General features: G+C 68.1%; 19 protein-coding genes. 10 read left to right on the top strand and 9 right to left on the bottom strand.

Annotated elements, in window-relative coordinates:
* Positions 1–96: 96 nt before the first annotated feature.
* On the top strand, positions 97–279 hold the full coding sequence (locus ACO057_RS02460) for a hypothetical protein (protein WP_421988763.1): 183 nt from the start codon (positions 97–99) through the stop codon (positions 277–279).
* Positions 269–1,654: an ABC transporter ATP-binding protein gene (locus ACO057_RS02455; protein WP_421988762.1), complete on the top strand. Its 1,386-nt coding sequence runs from the start codon at positions 269–271 to the stop codon at positions 1,652–1,654. Before ACO057_RS02460 ends, ACO057_RS02455 begins: the two co-directional genes overlap by 11 nt.
* A 93-nt stretch (positions 1,655–1,747) precedes the next feature.
* Here ACO057_RS02455 and ACO057_RS02450 read toward each other — a convergent pair whose 3' ends face one another.
* The 3 genes from ACO057_RS02450 to ACO057_RS02440 all read right to left on the bottom strand — a co-directional run bounded on the left by ACO057_RS02450 (position 1,748) and on the right by ACO057_RS02440 (position 4,197).
* Positions 1,748–2,482 (bottom strand): class I SAM-dependent methyltransferase, encoded by a 735-nt coding sequence (locus tag ACO057_RS02450; RefSeq protein WP_421988761.1) that lies wholly within the window; start codon positions 2,480–2,482, stop codon positions 1,748–1,750.
* A gap of 230 nt (positions 2,483–2,712) precedes the next feature.
* Positions 2,713–3,507 (bottom strand): enoyl-CoA hydratase/isomerase family protein, encoded by a 795-nt coding sequence (locus tag ACO057_RS02445; protein ID WP_421988760.1) that lies wholly within the window; start codon positions 3,505–3,507, stop codon positions 2,713–2,715.
* An 18-nt stretch (positions 3,508–3,525) separates the two neighbouring features.
* Entirely contained in the window at positions 3,526–4,197 is a 672-nt protein-coding gene (locus ACO057_RS02440) for an FCD domain-containing protein (protein WP_421988759.1), read from the bottom strand.
* 172 nt (positions 4,198–4,369) lie between these two features.
* Here ACO057_RS02440 and ACO057_RS02435 point away from each other — a divergent pair, with 172 nt between their 5' ends.
* The 6 genes from ACO057_RS02435 to ACO057_RS02410 all read left to right on the top strand — a co-directional run bounded on the left by ACO057_RS02435 (position 4,370) and on the right by ACO057_RS02410 (position 9,702).
* Positions 4,370–5,308 carry an amidohydrolase family protein gene (locus tag ACO057_RS02435; RefSeq protein WP_421988758.1) on the top strand — a complete coding sequence of 313 codons (939 nt, stop codon included), beginning with the start codon at positions 4,370–4,372 and terminating at the stop codon, positions 5,306–5,308.
* 10 nt (positions 5,309–5,318) lie between these two features.
* Positions 5,319–6,518 (top strand): CaiB/BaiF CoA transferase family protein, encoded by a 1,200-nt coding sequence (locus tag ACO057_RS02430; protein WP_421988757.1) that lies wholly within the window; start codon positions 5,319–5,321, stop codon positions 6,516–6,518.
* Positions 6,519–6,611: 93 nt separating this feature from the next.
* Entirely contained in the window at positions 6,612–7,577 is a 966-nt protein-coding gene (locus ACO057_RS02425; protein WP_421988756.1) for a Bug family tripartite tricarboxylate transporter substrate binding protein, read from the top strand.
* Positions 7,578–7,593: 16 nt separating this feature from the next.
* Positions 7,594–8,436, top strand: coding sequence for an alpha/beta fold hydrolase (locus tag ACO057_RS02420; RefSeq protein ID WP_421988755.1), 843 nt, complete (start codon positions 7,594–7,596; stop codon positions 8,434–8,436).
* Positions 8,433–9,296, top strand: coding sequence for an isocitrate lyase/PEP mutase family protein (locus ACO057_RS02415; RefSeq protein WP_421988754.1), 864 nt, complete (start codon positions 8,433–8,435; stop codon positions 9,294–9,296). The genes ACO057_RS02420 and ACO057_RS02415 overlap by 4 nt, the downstream gene beginning before the upstream one ends.
* 73 nt (positions 9,297–9,369) lie before the next feature.
* Positions 9,370–9,702 carry a hypothetical protein gene (locus tag ACO057_RS02410; protein ID WP_421988753.1) on the top strand — a complete coding sequence of 111 codons (333 nt, stop codon included), beginning with the start codon at positions 9,370–9,372 and terminating at the stop codon, positions 9,700–9,702.
* A 1-nt stretch (position 9,703) separates the two neighbouring features.
* Here ACO057_RS02410 and ACO057_RS02405 read toward each other — a convergent pair whose 3' ends face one another.
* The 4 genes from ACO057_RS02405 to ACO057_RS02390 all read right to left on the bottom strand — a co-directional run bounded on the left by ACO057_RS02405 (position 9,704) and on the right by ACO057_RS02390 (position 14,726).
* Positions 9,704–10,627, bottom strand: coding sequence for an amidohydrolase family protein (locus ACO057_RS02405; RefSeq protein WP_421988752.1), 924 nt, complete (start codon positions 10,625–10,627; stop codon positions 9,704–9,706).
* Between the two features lie 2 nt (positions 10,628–10,629).
* Positions 10,630–11,601: a Bug family tripartite tricarboxylate transporter substrate binding protein gene (locus ACO057_RS02400; protein ID WP_421988751.1), complete on the bottom strand. Its 972-nt coding sequence runs from the start codon at positions 11,599–11,601 to the stop codon at positions 10,630–10,632.
* 2 nt (positions 11,602–11,603) lie between these two features.
* Positions 11,604–12,584 carry a Bug family tripartite tricarboxylate transporter substrate binding protein gene (locus ACO057_RS02395; protein ID WP_421988750.1) on the bottom strand — a complete coding sequence of 327 codons (981 nt, stop codon included), beginning with the start codon at positions 12,582–12,584 and terminating at the stop codon, positions 11,604–11,606.
* A gap of 144 nt (positions 12,585–12,728) precedes the next feature.
* Positions 12,729–14,726 (bottom strand): ATP-binding protein, encoded by a 1,998-nt coding sequence (locus tag ACO057_RS02390; RefSeq protein ID WP_421988749.1) that lies wholly within the window; start codon positions 14,724–14,726, stop codon positions 12,729–12,731.
* 368 nt (positions 14,727–15,094) lie between these two features.
* On the opposite strand from ACO057_RS02390, the gene ACO057_RS02385 reads away from it, so the two are divergent.
* The gene (locus ACO057_RS02385) at positions 15,095–15,718 is read left to right on the top strand and encodes a MarR family winged helix-turn-helix transcriptional regulator (protein ID WP_421988748.1); all 624 of its coding nucleotides are present in this window, start codon (positions 15,095–15,097) and stop codon (positions 15,716–15,718) included.
* 240 nt (positions 15,719–15,958) lie between these two features.
* Positions 15,959–16,174: a DUF4170 domain-containing protein gene (locus ACO057_RS02380; protein WP_421988747.1), complete on the top strand. Its 216-nt coding sequence runs from the start codon at positions 15,959–15,961 to the stop codon at positions 16,172–16,174.
* A 126-nt stretch (positions 16,175–16,300) separates the two neighbouring features.
* Here ACO057_RS02380 and ACO057_RS02375 read toward each other — a convergent pair whose 3' ends face one another.
* Together ACO057_RS02375 and ACO057_RS02370 are read right to left on the bottom strand one after the other, a co-directional pair.
* Positions 16,301–16,786, bottom strand: a complete 486-nt coding sequence (locus tag ACO057_RS02375) for a CYTH domain-containing protein (RefSeq protein WP_421988746.1) — start codon at positions 16,784–16,786, stop codon at positions 16,301–16,303.
* 58 nt (positions 16,787–16,844) lie between these two features.
* Entirely contained in the window at positions 16,845–17,822 is a 978-nt protein-coding gene (locus ACO057_RS02370; RefSeq protein WP_421988745.1) for a tripartite tricarboxylate transporter substrate binding protein, read from the bottom strand.
* Positions 17,823–17,837 lie beyond the last annotated feature (15 nt).

Here is a 17,837-nt window from a genome sequence, read left to right as displayed (position 1 = left end):
GACAAGCGCCCCTGGCACGGCGTTCGGGTTACGCAAGGGCGGGGGATCGGCTATCAGTCCGCCCGCAACAATACCTACCCTCAACCTGGATCAGGCATGCATCGTCAGTCTCAGGACCTGTGGAGCGTGCTCCGCTCGGTCCTCACTCACCGGGATCCGACCTTGAGCCTAGTTAGCCGGACGATCGCGCGGCGCGTCCAGGACAGCGTCTGGATCCTGCTCGTCGCCAGCTTCTGCCGCTTCCAGCCCACACGGCGGAGGTTTACCGATGTCACCTGATGTCTCCATCCGGGTCGCGGGCCTGTCCAAGGCCTATCGAATCTATGCACAGCCGACAGATCGCCTGAAGCAGGCGGTCATGCCTCGGCTTCGCAGGATCGCCGCGCCCCTGCTGCGGGCCCTCGGCCGGCGCGTCGAGGCGCCTGCCTATTTCCGCGAGTTCTGGGCGCTGCGCGAACTGTCCTTCGAGGTAGCGCGCGGCGAAACGATCGGCATCATCGGGCGCAACGGATCGGGCAAGTCGACCCTCCTCCAGCTCGTCTGCGGCACGTTGAGCCCCAGCCAGGGCGAGGTCGCGGTCCAAGGCCGCGTCGCGGCACTCCTCGAGCTCGGCTCGGGCTTCAACCCGGAATACACAGGCCGGCAGAACGTCTTCCTCAATGCCAGCGTGCTGGGGCTGTCCCAGTCGGAAACGGCCGCCCGGCTACCCGACATCCTCGCCTTCGCCGATATCGGGGATTTCATCGATCAACCGGTGAAGACCTACTCCTCCGGCATGGCGATGCGGCTGGCCTTCGCAGTGATCGCCCATGTCGACGCTGATGTGCTCATTGTGGACGAGGCCCTGGCGGTCGGCGATGCGGCCTTCCAACAGAAGTGCTTCCGTTGGCTGCGCGCATTTCAGCATCGCGGGACATTGCTCTTCTGCGGCCATGATCCCGCGGCCGTGATCAACCTATGCCAGCGCGCCATCTGGCTCGACCGCGGCTCGGTTCGGCTCATGGGTGCCTCTAAGGACGTGGTGGAGGCCTATGGGGCCTTCGTCGCCGCCGAGACCATGGGGCTCCCTGAAACCTCGGTTCGGGTCGGCGCCGGCGCTCAAGGAGGACAGGAAGATCCCGCCGAGGGGACGCTATTGCAGGACGGTATGCAGGCCACGATGGGGACTGAGATCCGGACATCACCGGAGTTGGCCGGCTACGGCACTGGCGCGGCGGAGATCATTGCCTTCGGGCTGCTACAGCCGGACGGCACGCCAACCCGGCTGATCCGGGGCGGAGAGGATCTGGCGCTCGCCCTGCAGGTGCGCGCGCTCCAAGACATCGACCAGCCCATCTTCGGCTTTCAGATCAAGGACCGTCTCGGCCAGGTGCTGCTCGGCGGCAACAGCCTGGACACCAGTATCGTCGCGCCGGCTGAGCTGCTGCGCGGGACGACAGTGACGGCGCGCTTCACCTTCCGCCTGCCATTGCTGGCGAGCGGACGGTATTCGGTGACCCTCGCAGTCGCCTCAGGCATGGCCGATGTGCACGTGCAGCACCATTGGATTCATGATGCTCTGTTCTTCGATGTCCACGCAAAGCAGCAGATCGGCGCGCTGATCGGGGCCGATCTGCGGGCGTTTTCGGTGACCGAGGTCAAAGATCCGGCCTGACGGCCGTTCCGGCCGCCCATGTGTGTATGAACTCAAAGGCAGGGGGGCGCTCGAAGCCTCCTGCCGCGCCGAGAGGCGGCCGGGACCGCTCCGTCAGTCAGCCTTCTCGCCGTAGATGACGACCCGGGCGCCACGACGAAACTGCTCGTAATCACCCGGCCCGCTCTCGATGACGCGCGTCCGGGTGAAGCCGAAATGCTTCAGCAGGAACAGCAGGGCGTTCAGCGAGGGGACGACGGCCAGTTCGGTATCGCCGCCTTCCCGACGGTCGTAATCCACCGAGAGGCTGAACATTCCGGTCACCTCGCGCTGCCACTCGTAGGATCCATCCTCGATGCGGCCCGAGATGTCGAAGGGGAAGATCTGCGTTTCGATCAAAATGTGCCGGCGGGACAGCTTGCTCGCCATACGAAGTGCGCGGATCGGCTCCTCGAGATGGTAAAGCAGGCCGTAGACGAGCACGAAATCCGCCGACTGGTCGACTGTCGGCTTGAGATCCAGGACGTTGCCCTGCTGGTAGGTCACGTTCCCGACGCCAAGAGCACCAGTCACCAGCGCGGCGGCGTCCAGGCTGTCCTGCCGCAGCTCGATGCCGCGCACCTCGCGGAAATGGCGTGCGAGCTCGACGGCGAAGTACCCCTCGTGCGAGGCGAAATCGAGCGCCGTCAGGCCAGCGGCCCCCGGGACTTCTTGAGCAATGACGTCGCGAAGCTTGTTGCGACGCGCAGTGTGAATGACATGAACCGCCGCGGGAATGTCCGTCTCGGTCCGGGTGCCGTCGGGCAACTCGAACTCGTAGAACCACTTGCGCGACTTGACCTTCGCCAAATCCGGCCGATCAGCCATAAATCAACCCTTCATCGTTGCGCCGCATTTAACACCGCATGATGGCAGAAGGTAGCCCTTTGGCTGTCTCACCGGCCTGGAGGCGGCGGGGGCTGTCGGCGCCGCCAGCAGCGCGTCCTTCCCGAAAACCGCGCCCGACTGAAACCCATCAGGGCGGATCCGGGACGGAAGTTCGCCCTGGCTGCACACCAGCGCCCCCTCCCTTGGAACCGTTACTCGCCGAGCTGCGGCAGGCGGTAGCGGTCCTGCGGGTCGTCCCAGCCCTTGAACTGCGGCGCCCGCTTCTCCGCGAAGGCCGCGCGGCTTTCGATCAGGTCGCTCTTCGCCCCATGCTCGTGCAGCGCCGCGGCGAGGTTCTGCTGCTGGGCCGTCGGCATCGGGCGCATGCGGCGCATCATATGCACCGTGTTCACCCGCGCGGCGGGCGGCAGGGTCAGCAGGTGGCGGGCCATGCCCATCGCCTCCTCCATCACCTTCTCCGGCTCGACGACGCGGTTGAGGAAGCCGATCTGGTGGAAGCGCTCCGCCGTGAAGCGGAAGCCCAGCGCCATCTCCAGCGCGACGGGGAAGGCCAGGTTGGCCATATGCCCGTGGTTATAACCACCGAGCAGCCAGCGCTTGGCCTCCGACACCTCGAAGATCGCGGTGCTGGCCGCGACGCGCAGATCCGTGCGCTCCACCATCATGAAGCCCCCGCCCATGGCGAAGCCGTTCACCGCCGCGATCACCGGCTTCTCCAGCGTGCCCGCATTGAAGGGATCTTCCATATCCGCGCGCCGCCCGCCCGGATTCTTCTCGGCCAGGGATTCCTTCATGTCCTCCCCGGCGCAGAAGGCGCGGCCGGTGCCGGTGAGAATCGCGACCTCCAGTCCCTCGTCGTGGCGGAATTCGGTCCAGGTCCGGGCGAGCTCGACGCGGATCTCGTGGTTCAGGGCATTGAGGCGTTCAGGGCGGTTCATCCGCACCACGAGGATCTGCCCGTGGCGCTCGGTCTCGACAACTGACATCTGGATTTCCTTGGTTCTTCAGGCTTCGCGGTAGGCGATGGCTTTGAGAAAACGCGCGCGCCCCGCCCGCGCATGGCGCTCGGCCACCTGCCGGGCGACGTCGGCGTCGCCGGAGAGGATGGCGTCCATCACATCCCGATGCTCGCCATTGGATTGCAGCATATGCGGCGATTCATCGAAGGAGCGGCGGCGCAGCAACAGCAGCTTGCGTGTATGGGCGAGGTACACGGCCTCGACCGGGGCATTGCCGGCGAAGGCGAACTGGCGCTTGTGGAAGGTCACGTTGAGATCGAAGAAGGCATCCTGCCGGCCTTCCTGCGCGGCCGCCTCCATCCCCGTCACATAGCTCTGCAGTTCTTGCGCCTGGGCCGCGGTGATGGTGGTGGCGAGGCGCCCGGCCACATAGCCGATCAGCACCGCCGTGAGGTCGTAGATCGCCAGCGCCTCGTCGATCTGCAGCTCGCGCACGAAGGCGCCGCGATTGAGGATGACGGTGACCAGGCCCATGCGCTCCAGCGCGCGCGCGGCCTCGCGAACCGGGCCGCGGCTGACCCCGAGGCGGCGCGCCAGAGCGAGCTCGTTGATATGCTGCCCCGGGCCGAGCTCGCCGCGGACGATCATCGCCTCCAGCTCCGTTTCCACGGAAACGGCGAGGGCCGAGCCGTCACCTTCGGGCTTGTTTGCCAACAATCGTCGCTGCATTTCGTTCGTCCAGCCTCTCGCAATCCCGTATATTCGAGACATTGTCCTCTTGTCACCGAATAAAGTGTTGGCAATTCTAAACCTGCCTGCCAATCTCGGCCTAACGGAGGAAAACCATGATCGCCCGCCTCAGCGCCGAGCCTCCTGCAAGGGCGGCTCGATGAATATCCTCTCCCAGCTGAAGGGCCCCTTCCGCTTCGATATGCCGATCGTCGACGCGCATCATCACCTGTGGGACCTGAACGCAGGCCGTTATCCGACCAAGCAGGATCGCTACGATCCGAACTTCTTCCTCGGCGACTACCGCAAGATCTGCAAGGACTTCCTGCCATCGGATCTGGCCGCCGAATATGCGGGCTTCGACGTCGTCGGCACCGTCCATATCCAGGCCGCGCGCGCCGAAGCCGAGCAGGTGCAGGAGACCGAGTGGCTGGAGAAGGTCCACGCGCAGACCGGTCTTCCCAATGCCATCGTCGGCCATGTGGTCTTCATCCAGCCCGACTGCGCCGAGGTACTGGCGGGGCACGCGAAATTCCCGCTGATGCGCGGCATCCGCTCGCGCCCCAACACCGCCAAGGGCCCGGGCCATTCCATCGCCGGCCAGCCCGGCACGATGCAGGACGATCTCTGGCGCCGCAATTTCGCGCTGCTGGAGAAGCACGCCATGTCCTGGGACATGCGCATCCCCTACTGGCACCTGGAGGAAGGCGCCGAGGTCGCGCGCAGCTTCCCCGGAATCCCGATGGTGGTGAACCACACAGGCCTGCCGCTCGACCGCTCCGAGGAGGGGCTGAAGATCTGGCGCCGTGGACTGGAAGCGCTGGCCGACTGCCCCAACACCGTCATCAAGATTTCCGAGCTCGGCCTGCCGCACGGCAAGTGGGATGTGCCGAGCAACATCCGCGTCGTGCAGGAAGCCGCGGCCATCTTCGGCCCCGACCGCATCATCTTCGCCAGCAACCTGCCGGTGGCCAGCCTGAGCACCGACTTCGCCGGCATCGTCGACGTCATGCGCACGGCCCTGGCCGACCGCTCGCGAGAGGATCTGGAAAAGTTCTTCCACCGCAACGCCCTCCGCTTCTACCGCATCAACCTCTGAGGATCTCCCCATGAGCAACGCCCTCCCGCGCACCGGCCCCCTCGCGCGCTTCAAGGTCATCGACCTCACGCGCGTGCGCTCCGGCCCCACCTGTGTCCGTCAGCTCGCCGATTGGGGCGCCGATGTGATCCAGATCGAGGCGCCGGAGGGCATGGAGGGCTCGGATGGCGGCTTCGGCGGCGCGCGCCATGGCCCGGACTTCCAGAATCTCCACCGCAACAAGCGCAGCCTGACGCTGGACCTGAAGGCGCCCGAGGGCATCGAGATCCTCAAGAAGCTCATCGCCGATGCCGACGTCGTCGTGGAGAACTTCCGCCCCGACGTGAAGACGCGCCTGGGCATCGACTACGAGGCGCTCTCCGCCATCAACCCGCGTCTGGTCTACGGCTCGATCTCCGGCTTCGGGCAGGACGGCCCCTATGCGCGCCGCCCCGGCTTCGACCAGATCGCGCAGGGCATGGGCGGGCTGATGTCGATCACGGGCCTGCCCGGCCAGGGCCCGGTGCGCGTGGGCATTCCCGTCGCCGATCTCACCGCCGGCATCTTCTGCGCCATGGGCATCCTGATCGCCCTGCTGGAGCGCGAGGAGAGCGGCAAGGGCCAGTGGGTGAAGTCCTCGCTGCTGGAGGCGCAGATCTCCATGCTCGACTTCCAGGCGGCGCGCTGGCTCGTCTCCAGCGAGGTGCCGAAGCAAGCGGGCAACGACCACCCGACCGGCATCCCCACCGGCGTCTTCAAGACGAAGGACGGGCTGATGAACCTCGCCGCCACCGGCAAGGCCATCTTCACGCGCTTCTGCGAGACCACGGGCGCGAAGCACATCCTCGAAAATCCCGATTACGCGACGGGCCCCGCACGCTCGGCCAACCGCGTGAAGCTCAATGCGGAGATCGGCGAGGTGCTGGCCACCAAGACCACCGCCGAATGGATCAAGCTGCTGAACGCCGCCGGCGTCCCCTCGGGCCCGATCAACAACATCGAGGAGGTCTTCGCCGACGAGCAGGTGCAGCACCTGGGCATCGCCAGGCCGGTGACGCATCCGACGGCCGGCGATATCCGCATCGTGGGCCAGCCCGTGACGCTCTCGCGCACGCCGAGCGAGATCCGCACCGCCGCGCGCGACAAGGGCGAGGACAGCGCGGCGATCCTGGGCGAGCTCGGCTATGACGAGGCGCGCATCGCCTCGCTGCGCGAGCGGCATGTGATCTGATGCCGGCGCGGGCGGCTTGGCCCGCGCCTCCCCTCCGCGAACCACGGATGACGAGCCTGGAATTGGCGGGGCACACCGCCGGGAGGAACAACCATGAACATCCGCATCTCACGCCGCCAGGCACTTCTGGCGGTGCCGGCACTCGCCGCGCCGGCCTATGCGCAGGACTTTCCCACGCGCCCCGTCAAGCTGCTGGTGCCCTTCGCGGCGGGCGGGCCGATGGATCTCGTGGCACGACTGGTGGCGCCGGGCGCCGCCGCCGTGCTCGGTCAGCAGGTGATCGTGGAGAACCGCACCGGCGGCACCGGCGCAATCGCCATGGGCGAGGTCGCGCGGGCGGCGCCCGATGGCTACACGCTGATGTTCACGGGCGCGAGCTGGCCGGTGGTGCCGCTGCTCACCCGCAACCTGCCCTTCCGCATGGCGGATTTCGCGCCGCTCACGCGCCTCACCATCGCGCCGCATGTGATGGTGGTGCCCTCGCAGCTGCCGGTGCGAAGCCTCGCCGAGTTCATCGGCGAGGCGAAGAAGCGGCCGGGCGAGTGGTCCTACGGCACCAGCGGCATCGGCACGACGCTGCATCTGGGCAGCGAGATGCTGAAGATGCGCGCGGGGATCGACCTGGTGCACGTGCCCTATCGCGGCAATGCGCCCGCCATCACCGACCTGCTGGCCGGGCGGCTTCAGACCATGTTCCCCACGCTCGCCGAGGCCATGCCCTATATCCGCGACGACAGGATGCGCCCGCTCGCCGTCGGCTACACGCAGCGCGTCGAATGGCTGCCCGAGGTGCCGACCCTGGCCGAGCTCGGCTTCGGCGATGTCCCCGCCAGCTCGGATTTCGGCGTCGCGACCGGCGTCGAGGTGCCCGCGGCCGTGCGGGAAAAGCTGACCGCCGCCTTCCGCGCCGCGGTGCGCCAGCCGGCCATCGGCGCGCGGCTGCGCGACCTCGGCATCATCGTCGTCGCCAGCACCGCCGCGGAATTCGCCGCCATGGTGACCGAGGAAGGCGCGCGCTACGCCGAGGTCATCCGCGTGGCCAACGTGCCGCAGAACTGAAGCAGGAAACCAAGAGATGCCCTACGCACAGGCCGAAGGCGCGCGCCTTCATTACGAGGAGACGGGCAAGGGACACCCCATCGTCTTCGTCCATGAATACGGCTCCGATCATCGCGAATGGGAGCAGCAGGTGCGCTACTTCTCGCGCGAATATCGCTGCATCACCTTCGATGCGCGCGGCTACACGCCGTCCGAGGTGCCGAGCGACCCGAAGCTCTACGGCCAGGACTTCGCCGCGGCCGATATCGCGGCGGTGATGCGCCACCTGGACATCCCCAAAGCGCATATCGTCGGGCTCTCGATGGGCGCCTTCGCCACGCTGCTCTTCGGCATCCGTTTCCCGCAGATGGCCACCGCGCTGGTCGTGGCGGGCGTGGGCACCGGCTCCAACCTCGCCGAGCTCAACGCTTTCCGCGCCACGCAGGTCGTTCGCGCCGACGCCATCCGCGCCGAGGGCTGGCATGAGCTGGCGCTGGAATCTGGCCACAGCCCGACGCGCGTTCAGCTGAAGAAGAAGGACCCGCGCGGCTGGAACGACTTCGTCGCGCATCTGCGCGAGCATTCCCCCGAAGGCTCGGCGTTCACGCAGCAATACTACCAGGGCGCGCGCGATCCGGTTTACGCCTGGGAGGCCGAGCTGAAGACGATGACGGTGCCGACCCTGCTCGCGCTCGGCGACGAGGATTGGCCCTGCATCGAGCCGAACTGCTTCCTCAAGCGCACCCTCCCGAACTGCGGTCTCTGGATGCAGCCGCGCACCGGCCACGCGATCAATCTGGAGGAGCCCGCGGCCTTCAACCGCGAGGTGCAGAGCTTCTTCTCCACCGTCGAGCGCGGCCGCTGGAGCCTCGACGCATGAGCACCCTTCGGCAGATGATCGAGCAGGGGCCGCCCGTCTTCGCGCCCCTCGCGCTCAATCCGATGATGGCGCGCATGGCCGAGCAGGCCGGCGCGCGGGCGCTCTATTTGGGCGGCGGCGCCTCGGGCTACCAGAACGTCTTCACCGAGGCGAACCTCACCGTCACCGAGATGGCCCATGCGGGCCTCGAGATCGGCGCGGCCTGCCGGCTGCCGCTCATCCTCGACGGCGCCTGCGGCTGGGGCGATCCGATGCACATGCACCGCACCATCCCCCTCGCGGAGACAGCGGGCTTCCAGGCCATCGAGATCGAGGACCAGATCCTGCCCAAGCGGGCGCATCACCACATCGGCATCGAGCACATCATCCCGGCCGAGGAGATGGCGGCCAAGGTGCGCGAGGCCGTGGCCGTGCGCCGCAGCCGCGACTTCCTCATCATCGCGCGCACCAACGCCACGCGCATGCACGGGCTGGACGAGGCGCTGCGCCGCGCCGAGCTCTTCGCCGAGGCGGGAGCGGACGTGCTCTTCGTCCTCTCGCGCAAGCCGGAGGAGCTGCGGGCCGTCGCCGAGCGCTTCCGTCTGCCGCTGATGTTCATGACGCCCGGCGGCGGGCTGAAGGCGGCGGGCTTCACCATGGCCGAGATGGAGGCGCTGGGCATCCGCCTGGTCGTCGATCCGACGACGCCCATCCTCGCCATGCACCGCGCCCTGCGCGATTCCTACGCGGCGATCCTGAAGGGCGAGGCGGACCCGCTGGTCGGCGACACGCTCCAGGCCGAGGACGAGGCGCTCAAGCTGAGCATCGGGCTCGAAACCCTGCTGGAGGTGGAACGCCTGACGGTCGAGCGCGGCCACTGAGCGACGGGCGCGAACGCGCCTTCCCACAAGGGTTACGGTTGATTTAGGTGACAGTGGGGGCGACCATCCGGCCATGCCCCTCGCATCTGTCCTGCGTCCGCTCCTGTCCGCCACGCTCGCGCTGCCCATGCTTATCGCCTGCGGCGGACATCCCACGCCACGAGAGGCGGTCAGCGCCAATGATGCTCAATGCCGCAGCTACGGCTTCGAGGCGCAAAGCCCGCGCTACCGGGAATGCCGAAGGCTGCTGGACCAACGCAGCGCCCTCGTGGCGTCCCGCCCGCCCGGATCGGGCAATCCGGCGGGCCTGCCGATCTACCTGCCGCCACCCGAACTGCCGGCGCCGCAGGAACGGGGTTGCCTGGTCGTGGTGATCCAGGCCCAGTCCTATACGAACTGCCCCTGACCTAACCGCCGATGCGATAGAGCGCCTTCGCATTGTCGTGGAACAGCGCGCGGATCTGCTCGCGCGGCAGGTCCGCCACGGCGCGCTTGAAGCCCGAATAGATCGTGTCGAAACTCGCCACGAGGCTGTCCACCGGGAAGTTGCTGGCGAACATGCAGCGCTCCCAGCCCAGGATGGCGATGGCCTCCCGCACGATCAGCCCGTTCTCCGCCTCGGGCCAGACGCCCGGCGGCAGGCCGATGCCCGACAGCTTCAGCCGTACATCCGGATAGGGGGCCAGCAGCGCCAGCGCCTTGCGCCAGCCGGCCAGCCCCTCGCGCGAACGATCCGCCGGCAGGCCGGTGTGGTTCAGCACGAAGGCGATGCCGGGATGGTCGCGCGCCGCATCGGCCATGGCCGGCAGGTCCCACCAGGGCACCTGCACCTCGCAGACGAAGCCGCGCTTGCCGAGTTCCTCGAAGCCGCGGCGCCAGGCCGGATCGTCCATCGAGCCGGGGCGCCCGCGCGTGTCGTCGGAGGTGTTTTCCTCCTGCGTCGGCTTGGTGCGGATGCCGCGCAGGAAGTCGAACTCGGCGAGGCGCGCGATGGTCTCGGCCACATCCGCGCGATGCAGCACCGCCCCGCCGAGGGCCACGCTCGGCAGCCCTTCCCGCTCGCGCAAGCCGGCGAGCCAGCGCGCCTCGCCGATCGCATCGCCCGCCCAGCCCGCCTGCACATGCACGGTCGCCACGACGTTGTGGCCGGCGGTGTCGCGGCGATAGTCGGCGGGCAGGTAGCTGCGGCCGAAGAGCTTTTCCGTGCTGCCGTAGCGGAAGGGCGCGGGCTTGCTCGCCCAATGCGGATACTGCGCCGCATGGGCGGTCAGGTCCCAGAAATGCTGGTGCGGATCGATGATCGGCAGGTCGCGCAGGAAGGTGTCGCTCATGATCAGTCCTGTCGGATATTCGCCTGGCGGATGAAGCCGCCCCAGAGCGCGGTATCGGCCTCCATCACGCGGCGGAACTCGGCGCGTCCCTGGTCGCGCATCGCATAGCCGGCGCCTTGCAGCCGCGCGCGCGCATCCGGGTCGCGCAGGGCGGCCAGCGTGTCGCGCTCGAGCTGGGCGAGGATTGGCTCCGGCGTGTCCCTGGGGGCGAGTAGCCCCATCCACGAGATCGCCTCGAAGCCGGGGAAGCCCTGCTCGGCCACGGTCGGCACCTCGGGCAGATCGCGCCAGCGCGTGCTGCCCGTGACGGCGAGCGCCCGCAGCTGTCCCGCCCGGATCGAGGGGACGGAATTGCCGGGATTGTTGAAGCTGGCCTTCACCTGGCCGCCCAGGATGGCGGTCTGCGAAGGGCCCGCGCCCGGGAAGGGTACATGCGTCATCTCCACGCCCGCGGTATGCGCGAAGAGCGCCGGCGCCAGATGGCTCGTATTGCCCACGCCCGCGGAGCTGTAGGTGATCCCACCCGGATCGGCCCGCGCCAGGGCCACCAGATCGGCCAGGTTGCGCGCCGGGACGGAGGGATGCACCAGCACCACCATCGGGTAGTCCACCACCTCCGCCACGGGGGCGAGGTCGCGCATCGGGTCGTAGCTGAGGTTCCGTACCAGGAAGGGCGCGGCGATGATGCTGGAGGCCGCCATCAGCAGCGTCAGCCCGTCCGGCGCCGCCTTGGCGACGAGGTCCGCCCCGATATTGCCCCCGGCCCCGGCCCGGTTCTCGACGACGACCGTCTGCCCCCAGATGGCGCCGAGCCGGTCGGCCAGAACGCGCGCGCAGACATCGGAAGGCCCGCCCGGCGCGGAGGCCGCGATGATGCGGACCGGACGCGCGGGGAAGCGCGGCTGGGCCAAAGCGGGCGCCGCCACGGCGGTTGCGCCGGCGGCGAGGAGGGTTCGGCGGGGAAGCTGCTGCATGATCATTCCATTCGGATCCCGGCATCGCGGATGAAGCCGCCCCAGAGCGCGCTGTCCGCTTCCATCTGGCGACGGAAATCGGCACGGCCACGGTTGCGGACCTCGAAGCCGGCGGCCACCAGCCGCGCGGTGACCTCGGGCTCGGCGACCGCCGCGCGGGTGTCGCGCTCAATCTGCGCGGTGACGGCCTCGGGTGTGGCGGCTGGCGCGAGAAAGCCCATCCAGGAGCTGGCGCGGAAGCCCGCGAAGCCCTGCTCGGCGACCGTCGGCACGTCGGGCAGGTCGCGCCAGCGGGTTTCGCCGGTCACGCCGATCGCGCGGTATTGCCCGGCGCGGATGCCGGGCATGGTCTGGAGCGGATTGTTGAAGGCCATCGTCACCTGGCCCGCGATCAGCGCGGTCTGCGCCTGCGAGGCGCCGGCGAAGGGCACATGCGTCATCTCGACGCCGGCCAGGCGCGCCAGCAGCGCGGGTGCGAGATGGCCGGTATTGCCCACGCCGGAGGTGCTGTAGGTCACCTCGCCCGGATGGCGGCGCGCGTAGTCGATCAGCTCCGCGACGCTGCGCACGGGCGAGGACGGATGGATGGCGATGACCATCGGATAGTCGAAGATCTCCACCACCGGCGCGAAGTCGCGCATCGGATCGAAGGTCAGGTTCGGCACCAGGAAGGGCGCGGTGACGAGCGAGACCGTGGCCACCAGCAGCGTATGCCCGTCGGGCGGGGATTTGGCGACGAGATCGGCGCCGATATTGCCGCCCGCCCCGCCACGATTTTCGGTCACCACCGGCTGGCCCCAGACGCGGGTCAGTCGCTCACCCACGACCCGGGCGCAGATATCGGCGGGGCCGCCCGCGGCGAAGGGAACGATGAGGCGAACCGGGCGCGTGGGCCAGCGGGGCTGCGCTGCGGCCGGCGTGGCGGCCATCGCGACGGCGGCCAGACCGGCGCAGGCGCGCCGGCTGACGAGGGGGGATGGCATGGTCGACATTCTCCTCCGGCGGCGGCCTTGCACGAGGCCGTCGTCCATCATGCGGAGAAGCTGTCAGCCGCCTTCTATATTGTCAACAATCCTGCACAAAAATCGGCGAAATCGATGCATGTTTAAGGCTAATTTGCCAACACTTTACGCCCCGGAAAACCGAAGGCGGTCCAGTGCCGCGGCGAAGTCCTTTATCCGATAGGGCTTCTGAAGGATCTCGATGCCGTCGAGACCCGGCTTGCCCCGCACGCCGTCCGGATAGCCGGAGGTCAGCAGGATCGGCAGGTCCGGCCGGCGGCGCCTCAGCTCCTGCGCCAGCTCGATGCCGCTCATGCCGGGCATCATGATGTCGGAGAAGACGAGGTCGATCCTCCGCGCCTTCGCCAACGCGGCGAGCGCCGCCTCGCCGCTCGCCGCGCGGGTGACGCCGTAGCCCAGGCCGTGAGCCATCTCCTGGACCAGCGACGCCACCTCGTCGTCGTCCTCGACCAGCAGCATCTCCCGCGTGATGACCTGGGCGGGGCGCTCGATATCCGGCACATGCGCCGCACTCGCGACCGACAGGCCGTCGGCGCGCGGCAGCATGAGCGTGACCGTGGTGCCGCGGCCGGGAATGCTCTCGATGGTCGCGGAGCCGCCCGACTGCCGCGCGAAGCCATAGACCTGCGCAAGCCCGAGCCCCGACCCCTCCCCCACGCCCTTGGTCGTGAAGAAGGGGTCGAAGGCGCGGGCCTGGATCTCCTCGGGCATGCCGGTGCCGGTGTCCGTGACGGCGAGCCGCACGAAATCGCCCTGCAGCCCGTGGCGATCGACCGCCGGCTCGTTGTCGGCGCTGAGGAGGATGACGCCCTGGCCCGCCATGGCATCCCAGGCGTTGGCGCAGAGATTCAGCACCGCCAGCTCCAGCTCCACCGGATCGACCATCGCGGGCCAGAGGTCCGGCGCGAAGCGTGGGCGCAGGCGCGCGGCCTCGCCCAGCCGGCGCGCGACCAGCCGGCCCATGCCTTCGATCTGGCTGGGAAGGTGCACCGGCTGCGGCCGCAGCGCCTGGCGGCGGGAAAAGGACAGGAGCTGGCGCGTCAGCGACGCGCCGCGCTCGGCCGCGTGGCGCATGCCCTCCAGAATGAGCCGCTTGCGCGCATCGTCATGGCCGCCGAGCTCCAGCAGGCTGACGCCGCCCAGCAGGACCTGGAGCAGGTTGTTGAAGTCATGCGCCACGCCGCCGGTGAGCTGGCCGATGGCATCGATCTTCTGCGCCTGGCGCAGATGCTCGTCCGCCTCGGCGAGCCCCGCCTGATCGCGCAGCCGGTCGGTGACGTCGGTGACGAACTGACAGGCGCCGACCACCCTGCCCTCCCTGTCGCGCAGCGGGCTGAAGCGGATCTCGTAATCGCGCTGATCGAAGGCGGGGTGACCGAAGCGGCCCACATGGGTGAAAGCGTCACCCGAAAGCGCGCGGTTCCAGATCCTGCGCAGCGCCTCGGAATGCTCGGGCAGGGCCCGCATCGCCGCCAGCTTGTTGTCGCCCACCCGGGGCCTGACGCCGTAGATGCGCTGGAACTCGTGCAGGGCGGCACGGTTGATCGCCAGCCAATTGTAGTCGCCATCGCAGACCTGGATGCAGAGATCGGTTGAATCGACGATCTCCGCAAGGAGATCCCGGCCGGCCAGGGCCTCCTGGAGCCGCTGCTCCAGCGCCGCGGTCAACCGCTGCTCCTCCTCGCTGGCCCGTGAGGTCCGGGCGCAAATGACGAGCACACCGCCCGCTCCTTCGCCCTCGATGGGACTGATGCTGTAGCTCCAGCCGCCCTCCGCGTCGGCGGCTTCGCGGCGCGAGGGGAGGCGGGCATTCTCGTGCCGGACCGGGTCGCCTCCCGCCATCACCTCCAGGATCTGCGGGCCCACGACCTCCCACGCCTCGCCCCAGACCTCGCGGCCGGAAGAGCCGAAGGAGGCGGGCTCCCGCCCCAGCCCGAAGAGGCCGCGAAAGGCGTCGTTGCAGAGGAAGGAGAGGTCCTCGCCCCAGTGGATGGCCATGGGGTGGCCGGCGCCGAGCACGATCCGCACCGCCGAACGCAGGGACGGTGGCCAGGTCTCCGGGTGGCCCAGGGAGATCGCCGCCACCAGATCGGTCGCCGGCATGGGCTGTTCATGAAGCATCTCGGAGAAGTCCGGCATGGCTCTTGCGAATTTCTTGTCGCACCGGAATAAAGTAAAATGCGTATCATTAACAATAGATGTATTACTTTTCCGCGCATCACGATTCGTTTGGACCCGATATCCCAAAAAATAATAATAGTTTTTCATATATTTTATTCCGGAAACCGTGCGGCGGCGTCCACTCCCGGCCCTGGCCTGATGAGTAAATCTCGTCGAAATCTAGCTCTTCGACCAAGCTATCGGCTGCGGCAAATGCCCGGATGACCAGACATTCCGGGGCTTTCAGCGTGGTTGACGACGCGGACCCCGCACGCGTAATCCCTAAATCACAGCGAGCGCAGGACCCCATTGTGAAGCAGCCAGCTACCCTGAGAAATCCGAAAACGGAAGCCAAGGCGAAGCCCGGCCTCGGCGAAGGTTATGAGCTGACCGTTTCTTCGCCGGTCCTTCTGGCCGATGGCTCGGATCGCGATTTCCGCAGGCTGGTACATAACCTCTTCGGCTTCCTGGCGCGGCACGAAGCGATCCGCGAGGGGCATGGCGCCTTCATCGACCTGGCCGGCATCGAATACACGGTGATGATCTCCATCGCCCACCTTTCGTCCGAGGCCGATGTCAGCGTGCGCGACGTCGCCGAGCATCTGCATCTCAGCGGCGCCTTCGTGACCACGGTGACGAACCGGCTGCTGGCCAAGGGCCTCGTGGCCAAACGCACGGATCCGACCGACCGTCGCCGCCTCTGCCTCACCGTCTCGCGCCAGGGACGCGACCTCCTGGCGACGCTGGCGCCGGCGCAGCGCCAGGTGAACGACGTGCAGTTCGACGGCCTCAGCGTGGAGGAATTCCACAAGCTGTCCGAGCTCATCGAACGGCTGATCGATTCCAGCGGGCGCGCGCTGTCGCTGCAGCGCTACCTGGCGGAGAATGCGCGCACGACGAAGCCGGCCAAGCCGGCGGCTCGCCACGCGAGCTGATCCCTCGTCTCGACGCCGGAGGCGCCGAAGCCGGCCTTGGCGAGCCGAAGCCCGGGCGCGATATCAGCCCCAGCCAAAGCTGCGATGGAGCCTGCCAGACAACCTTATGAATCATGAAAAAAGCTAATTTTCAAAGTCTTCCCGACGGGCATCATCATCGACCCGTAACCTACGGGAAAGGCCCACGCCCTAGATTGAACCGGCCCGGCATGGGATACGGCCGTAACTGAGAGGTGTCTGATGTCTGAACGCAAGATCTGGGTTGTCTGGGGCGGTATCTTCACGGACTTCACCTTCGAGGTGCTGGAAGCCGGCACCGAGGAGCTTCACGGCCCCTATCACGACGAAGCGACGGCCCTACGCGCCTGGCGCGACGAGACCCGCCGCAAGGTGGATATCGCGACGCATCGCCTCTTCGTGATGATCGCCTCGCCCGAGGCGCCTCCCGCGCGCTGATCGGGCCGCGGCTTTCCCCAGGAAAGCCAGGACAGCCGCCTCCTCGGCGCACAGGGCGGGCCCTTTGCCTATCGCCTTGTGCAGCCGGATCTCCGGCGATCCGGAGGGCTGATCGGCGCGGGCCTGTCAGCGCAAGCGGGGTTCGGGAATTCCATCCGCGCGGGCAAGTGCCGCGTTCTGGAACCGCGCGTCGTCAGTGACCTCGATTCCCACCCAGGACGGCAGGGTAAAGACCTGCGCCGCGTCGGCGAGCTCCACCTCGGCCATCACCAGCCCCGCCAGGCGTCCCTCGAACTCGTCGACCTCCCAGACCAGCCCCGCATGCCCCACGCGGGTCCGCTGCTTGGCGATGGGCGGCGAGACGCAATGCGCGGCCAGGAGCGCCTCCACATCCGCGACGGGGACGGCATATTCGAACTCCGCCCGGCTCAGCAGCCCGGGGGATTTGAGGGTCAGGAAGGCCTGGTCCCCCAGCCGCCGCACGCGGACCGTCATGCCCTTGCCAGCGCCGTCCACCACATAGCCCTGGCGGATCGGCATGGCGGGGCCGAGGGCGGCCTCGCGCCAGCCCTCGCCGGCGACCAGGAATTTGCGTTCGATCTCGACCGGCATGGCCGCGCTCATACCGCCATCGGGCGGGGAGGTTAAGACCGCCCCGCCCGCGGCGGCATCAGGTGCGGGCCAGCCCGGCCGCCTTCATCGCATCGCCCAGCGAGGTGTCCGCCTCCGCCATATGCCGGCCGAAGCCCTCCGCATCGGCATAGGTCAGGCCGAAGCCACGATTGTTCATGAAGCCGACATACTCGGCGGATTTGAACACACGATCGAGCGCCGCATTCATCTGCGTCTTCACCTCGGCCGGAAGGTTCGCCGGGCCCGCGATGCCGCGCCAGGCGCCCGTGGCGTATTCGATGCCCATGGCCTCCTTCAGCGTCGGGATGCTCGGGAAGGCGCCGAGCCGCTCATTGGACATGACGGCGAGGCTCTTGGCGCGATTGGCATCCAGCATCGCCCGCGCCTCGACCACCGAGTTGGTGGTGAAGTCGAGCCCGCCGGCGACGAGATCCTGCATGGCCGGCGCCGCGCCGTTGGACGGCACCCAGCGCACATGCGCCGCCGGCAGCCCCATCGCCATCAGCCAGCCGGCCAGGGCCAGGTGCCAGATGCCGCCCTGCCCCGTGCCGCTGCACTTGAACTGCCCGGGACGCGACGCCTTGATCGCCTCGGCCAGCGCACGGACATCCTGGTAGCGCGAATTGCTCGCCACCTGGATGCCCGGCGGATCGTTGTTCATCAGGCCGAGCGGGGTGAAGTTGCGATAGGTGACCTCGGTCAGGCCCTGCCAGTGCAGCATGCAGATCTCGGCCGTGATGATGCCCAGGGTGTAGCCATCCGGCGCGGCGGCGGCGATCGCGGCATGGCCCACCACGCCCGAGCCGCCGGTGCGGTTCACCACGTTGATCGGCTGGCCCAGCTCCTTCTCCAGAAGGGTGGCGACAATGCGCAGCACGGCGTCGGTGCCGCCGCCGGCGGCCCAGGGGCAGAGCATCTGGATGGGGCGTGCGGGCCAGCGGGCCTGGGCCAGAGCGGGCGCGGCAAGAAGCGCGCCGGACGCGCCCAGCAAGCTGCGGCGTGAGGTGTCGTACATGGTTCTTTTTCTCCC

Source organism: Roseococcus sp. (assembly GCF_965227005.1).
GTDB lineage: Bacteria > Pseudomonadota > Alphaproteobacteria > Acetobacterales > Acetobacteraceae > Roseococcus.
This window is presented reverse-complemented; position numbering and strand designations above follow the sequence as displayed.

What these genes read in the sequence shown, in the direction of transcription:
- ACO057_RS02460 (WP_421988763.1), top strand. Translation starts at nt 97, where the DNA reads ATGCATCGTCAGTCTCAGGACCTGTGGAGCGTGCTCCGCTCGGTCCTC.
- ACO057_RS02380 (WP_421988747.1), top strand. Translation starts at nt 15,959, where the DNA reads ATGTCTGAACGCAAGATCTGGGTTGTCTGGGGCGGTATCTTCACGGAC.
- ACO057_RS02370 (WP_421988745.1), bottom strand. Translation starts at nt 17,822, where the DNA reads ATGTACGACACCTCACGCCGCAGCTTGCTGGGCGCGTCCGGCGCGCTT.
- ACO057_RS02445 (WP_421988760.1), bottom strand. Translation starts at nt 3,507, where the DNA reads ATGTCAGTTGTCGAGACCGAGCGCCACGGGCAGATCCTCGTGGTGCGG.
- ACO057_RS02395 (WP_421988750.1), bottom strand. Translation starts at nt 12,584, where the DNA reads ATGCCATCCCCCCTCGTCAGCCGGCGCGCCTGCGCCGGTCTGGCCGCC.
- ACO057_RS02430 (WP_421988757.1), top strand. Translation starts at nt 5,319, where the DNA reads ATGAGCAACGCCCTCCCGCGCACCGGCCCCCTCGCGCGCTTCAAGGTC.
- ACO057_RS02435 (WP_421988758.1), top strand. Translation starts at nt 4,370, where the DNA reads ATGAATATCCTCTCCCAGCTGAAGGGCCCCTTCCGCTTCGATATGCCG.
- ACO057_RS02405 (WP_421988752.1), bottom strand. Translation starts at nt 10,627, where the DNA reads ATGAGCGACACCTTCCTGCGCGACCTGCCGATCATCGATCCGCACCAG.
- ACO057_RS02420 (WP_421988755.1), top strand. Translation starts at nt 7,594, where the DNA reads ATGCCCTACGCACAGGCCGAAGGCGCGCGCCTTCATTACGAGGAGACG.
- ACO057_RS02400 (WP_421988751.1), bottom strand. Translation starts at nt 11,601, where the DNA reads ATGCAGCAGCTTCCCCGCCGAACCCTCCTCGCCGCCGGCGCAACCGCC.
- ACO057_RS02455 (WP_421988762.1), top strand. Translation starts at nt 269, where the DNA reads ATGTCACCTGATGTCTCCATCCGGGTCGCGGGCCTGTCCAAGGCCTAT.
- ACO057_RS02390 (WP_421988749.1), bottom strand. Translation starts at nt 14,726, where the DNA reads ATGCCGGCGACCGATCTGGTGGCGGCGATCTCCCTGGGCCACCCGGAG.
- ACO057_RS02415 (WP_421988754.1), top strand. Translation starts at nt 8,433, where the DNA reads ATGAGCACCCTTCGGCAGATGATCGAGCAGGGGCCGCCCGTCTTCGCG.
- ACO057_RS02375 (WP_421988746.1), bottom strand. Translation starts at nt 16,786, where the DNA reads ATGCCGGTCGAGATCGAACGCAAATTCCTGGTCGCCGGCGAGGGCTGG.
- ACO057_RS02410 (WP_421988753.1), top strand. Translation starts at nt 9,370, where the DNA reads ATGCCCCTCGCATCTGTCCTGCGTCCGCTCCTGTCCGCCACGCTCGCG.
- ACO057_RS02425 (WP_421988756.1), top strand. Translation starts at nt 6,612, where the DNA reads ATGAACATCCGCATCTCACGCCGCCAGGCACTTCTGGCGGTGCCGGCA.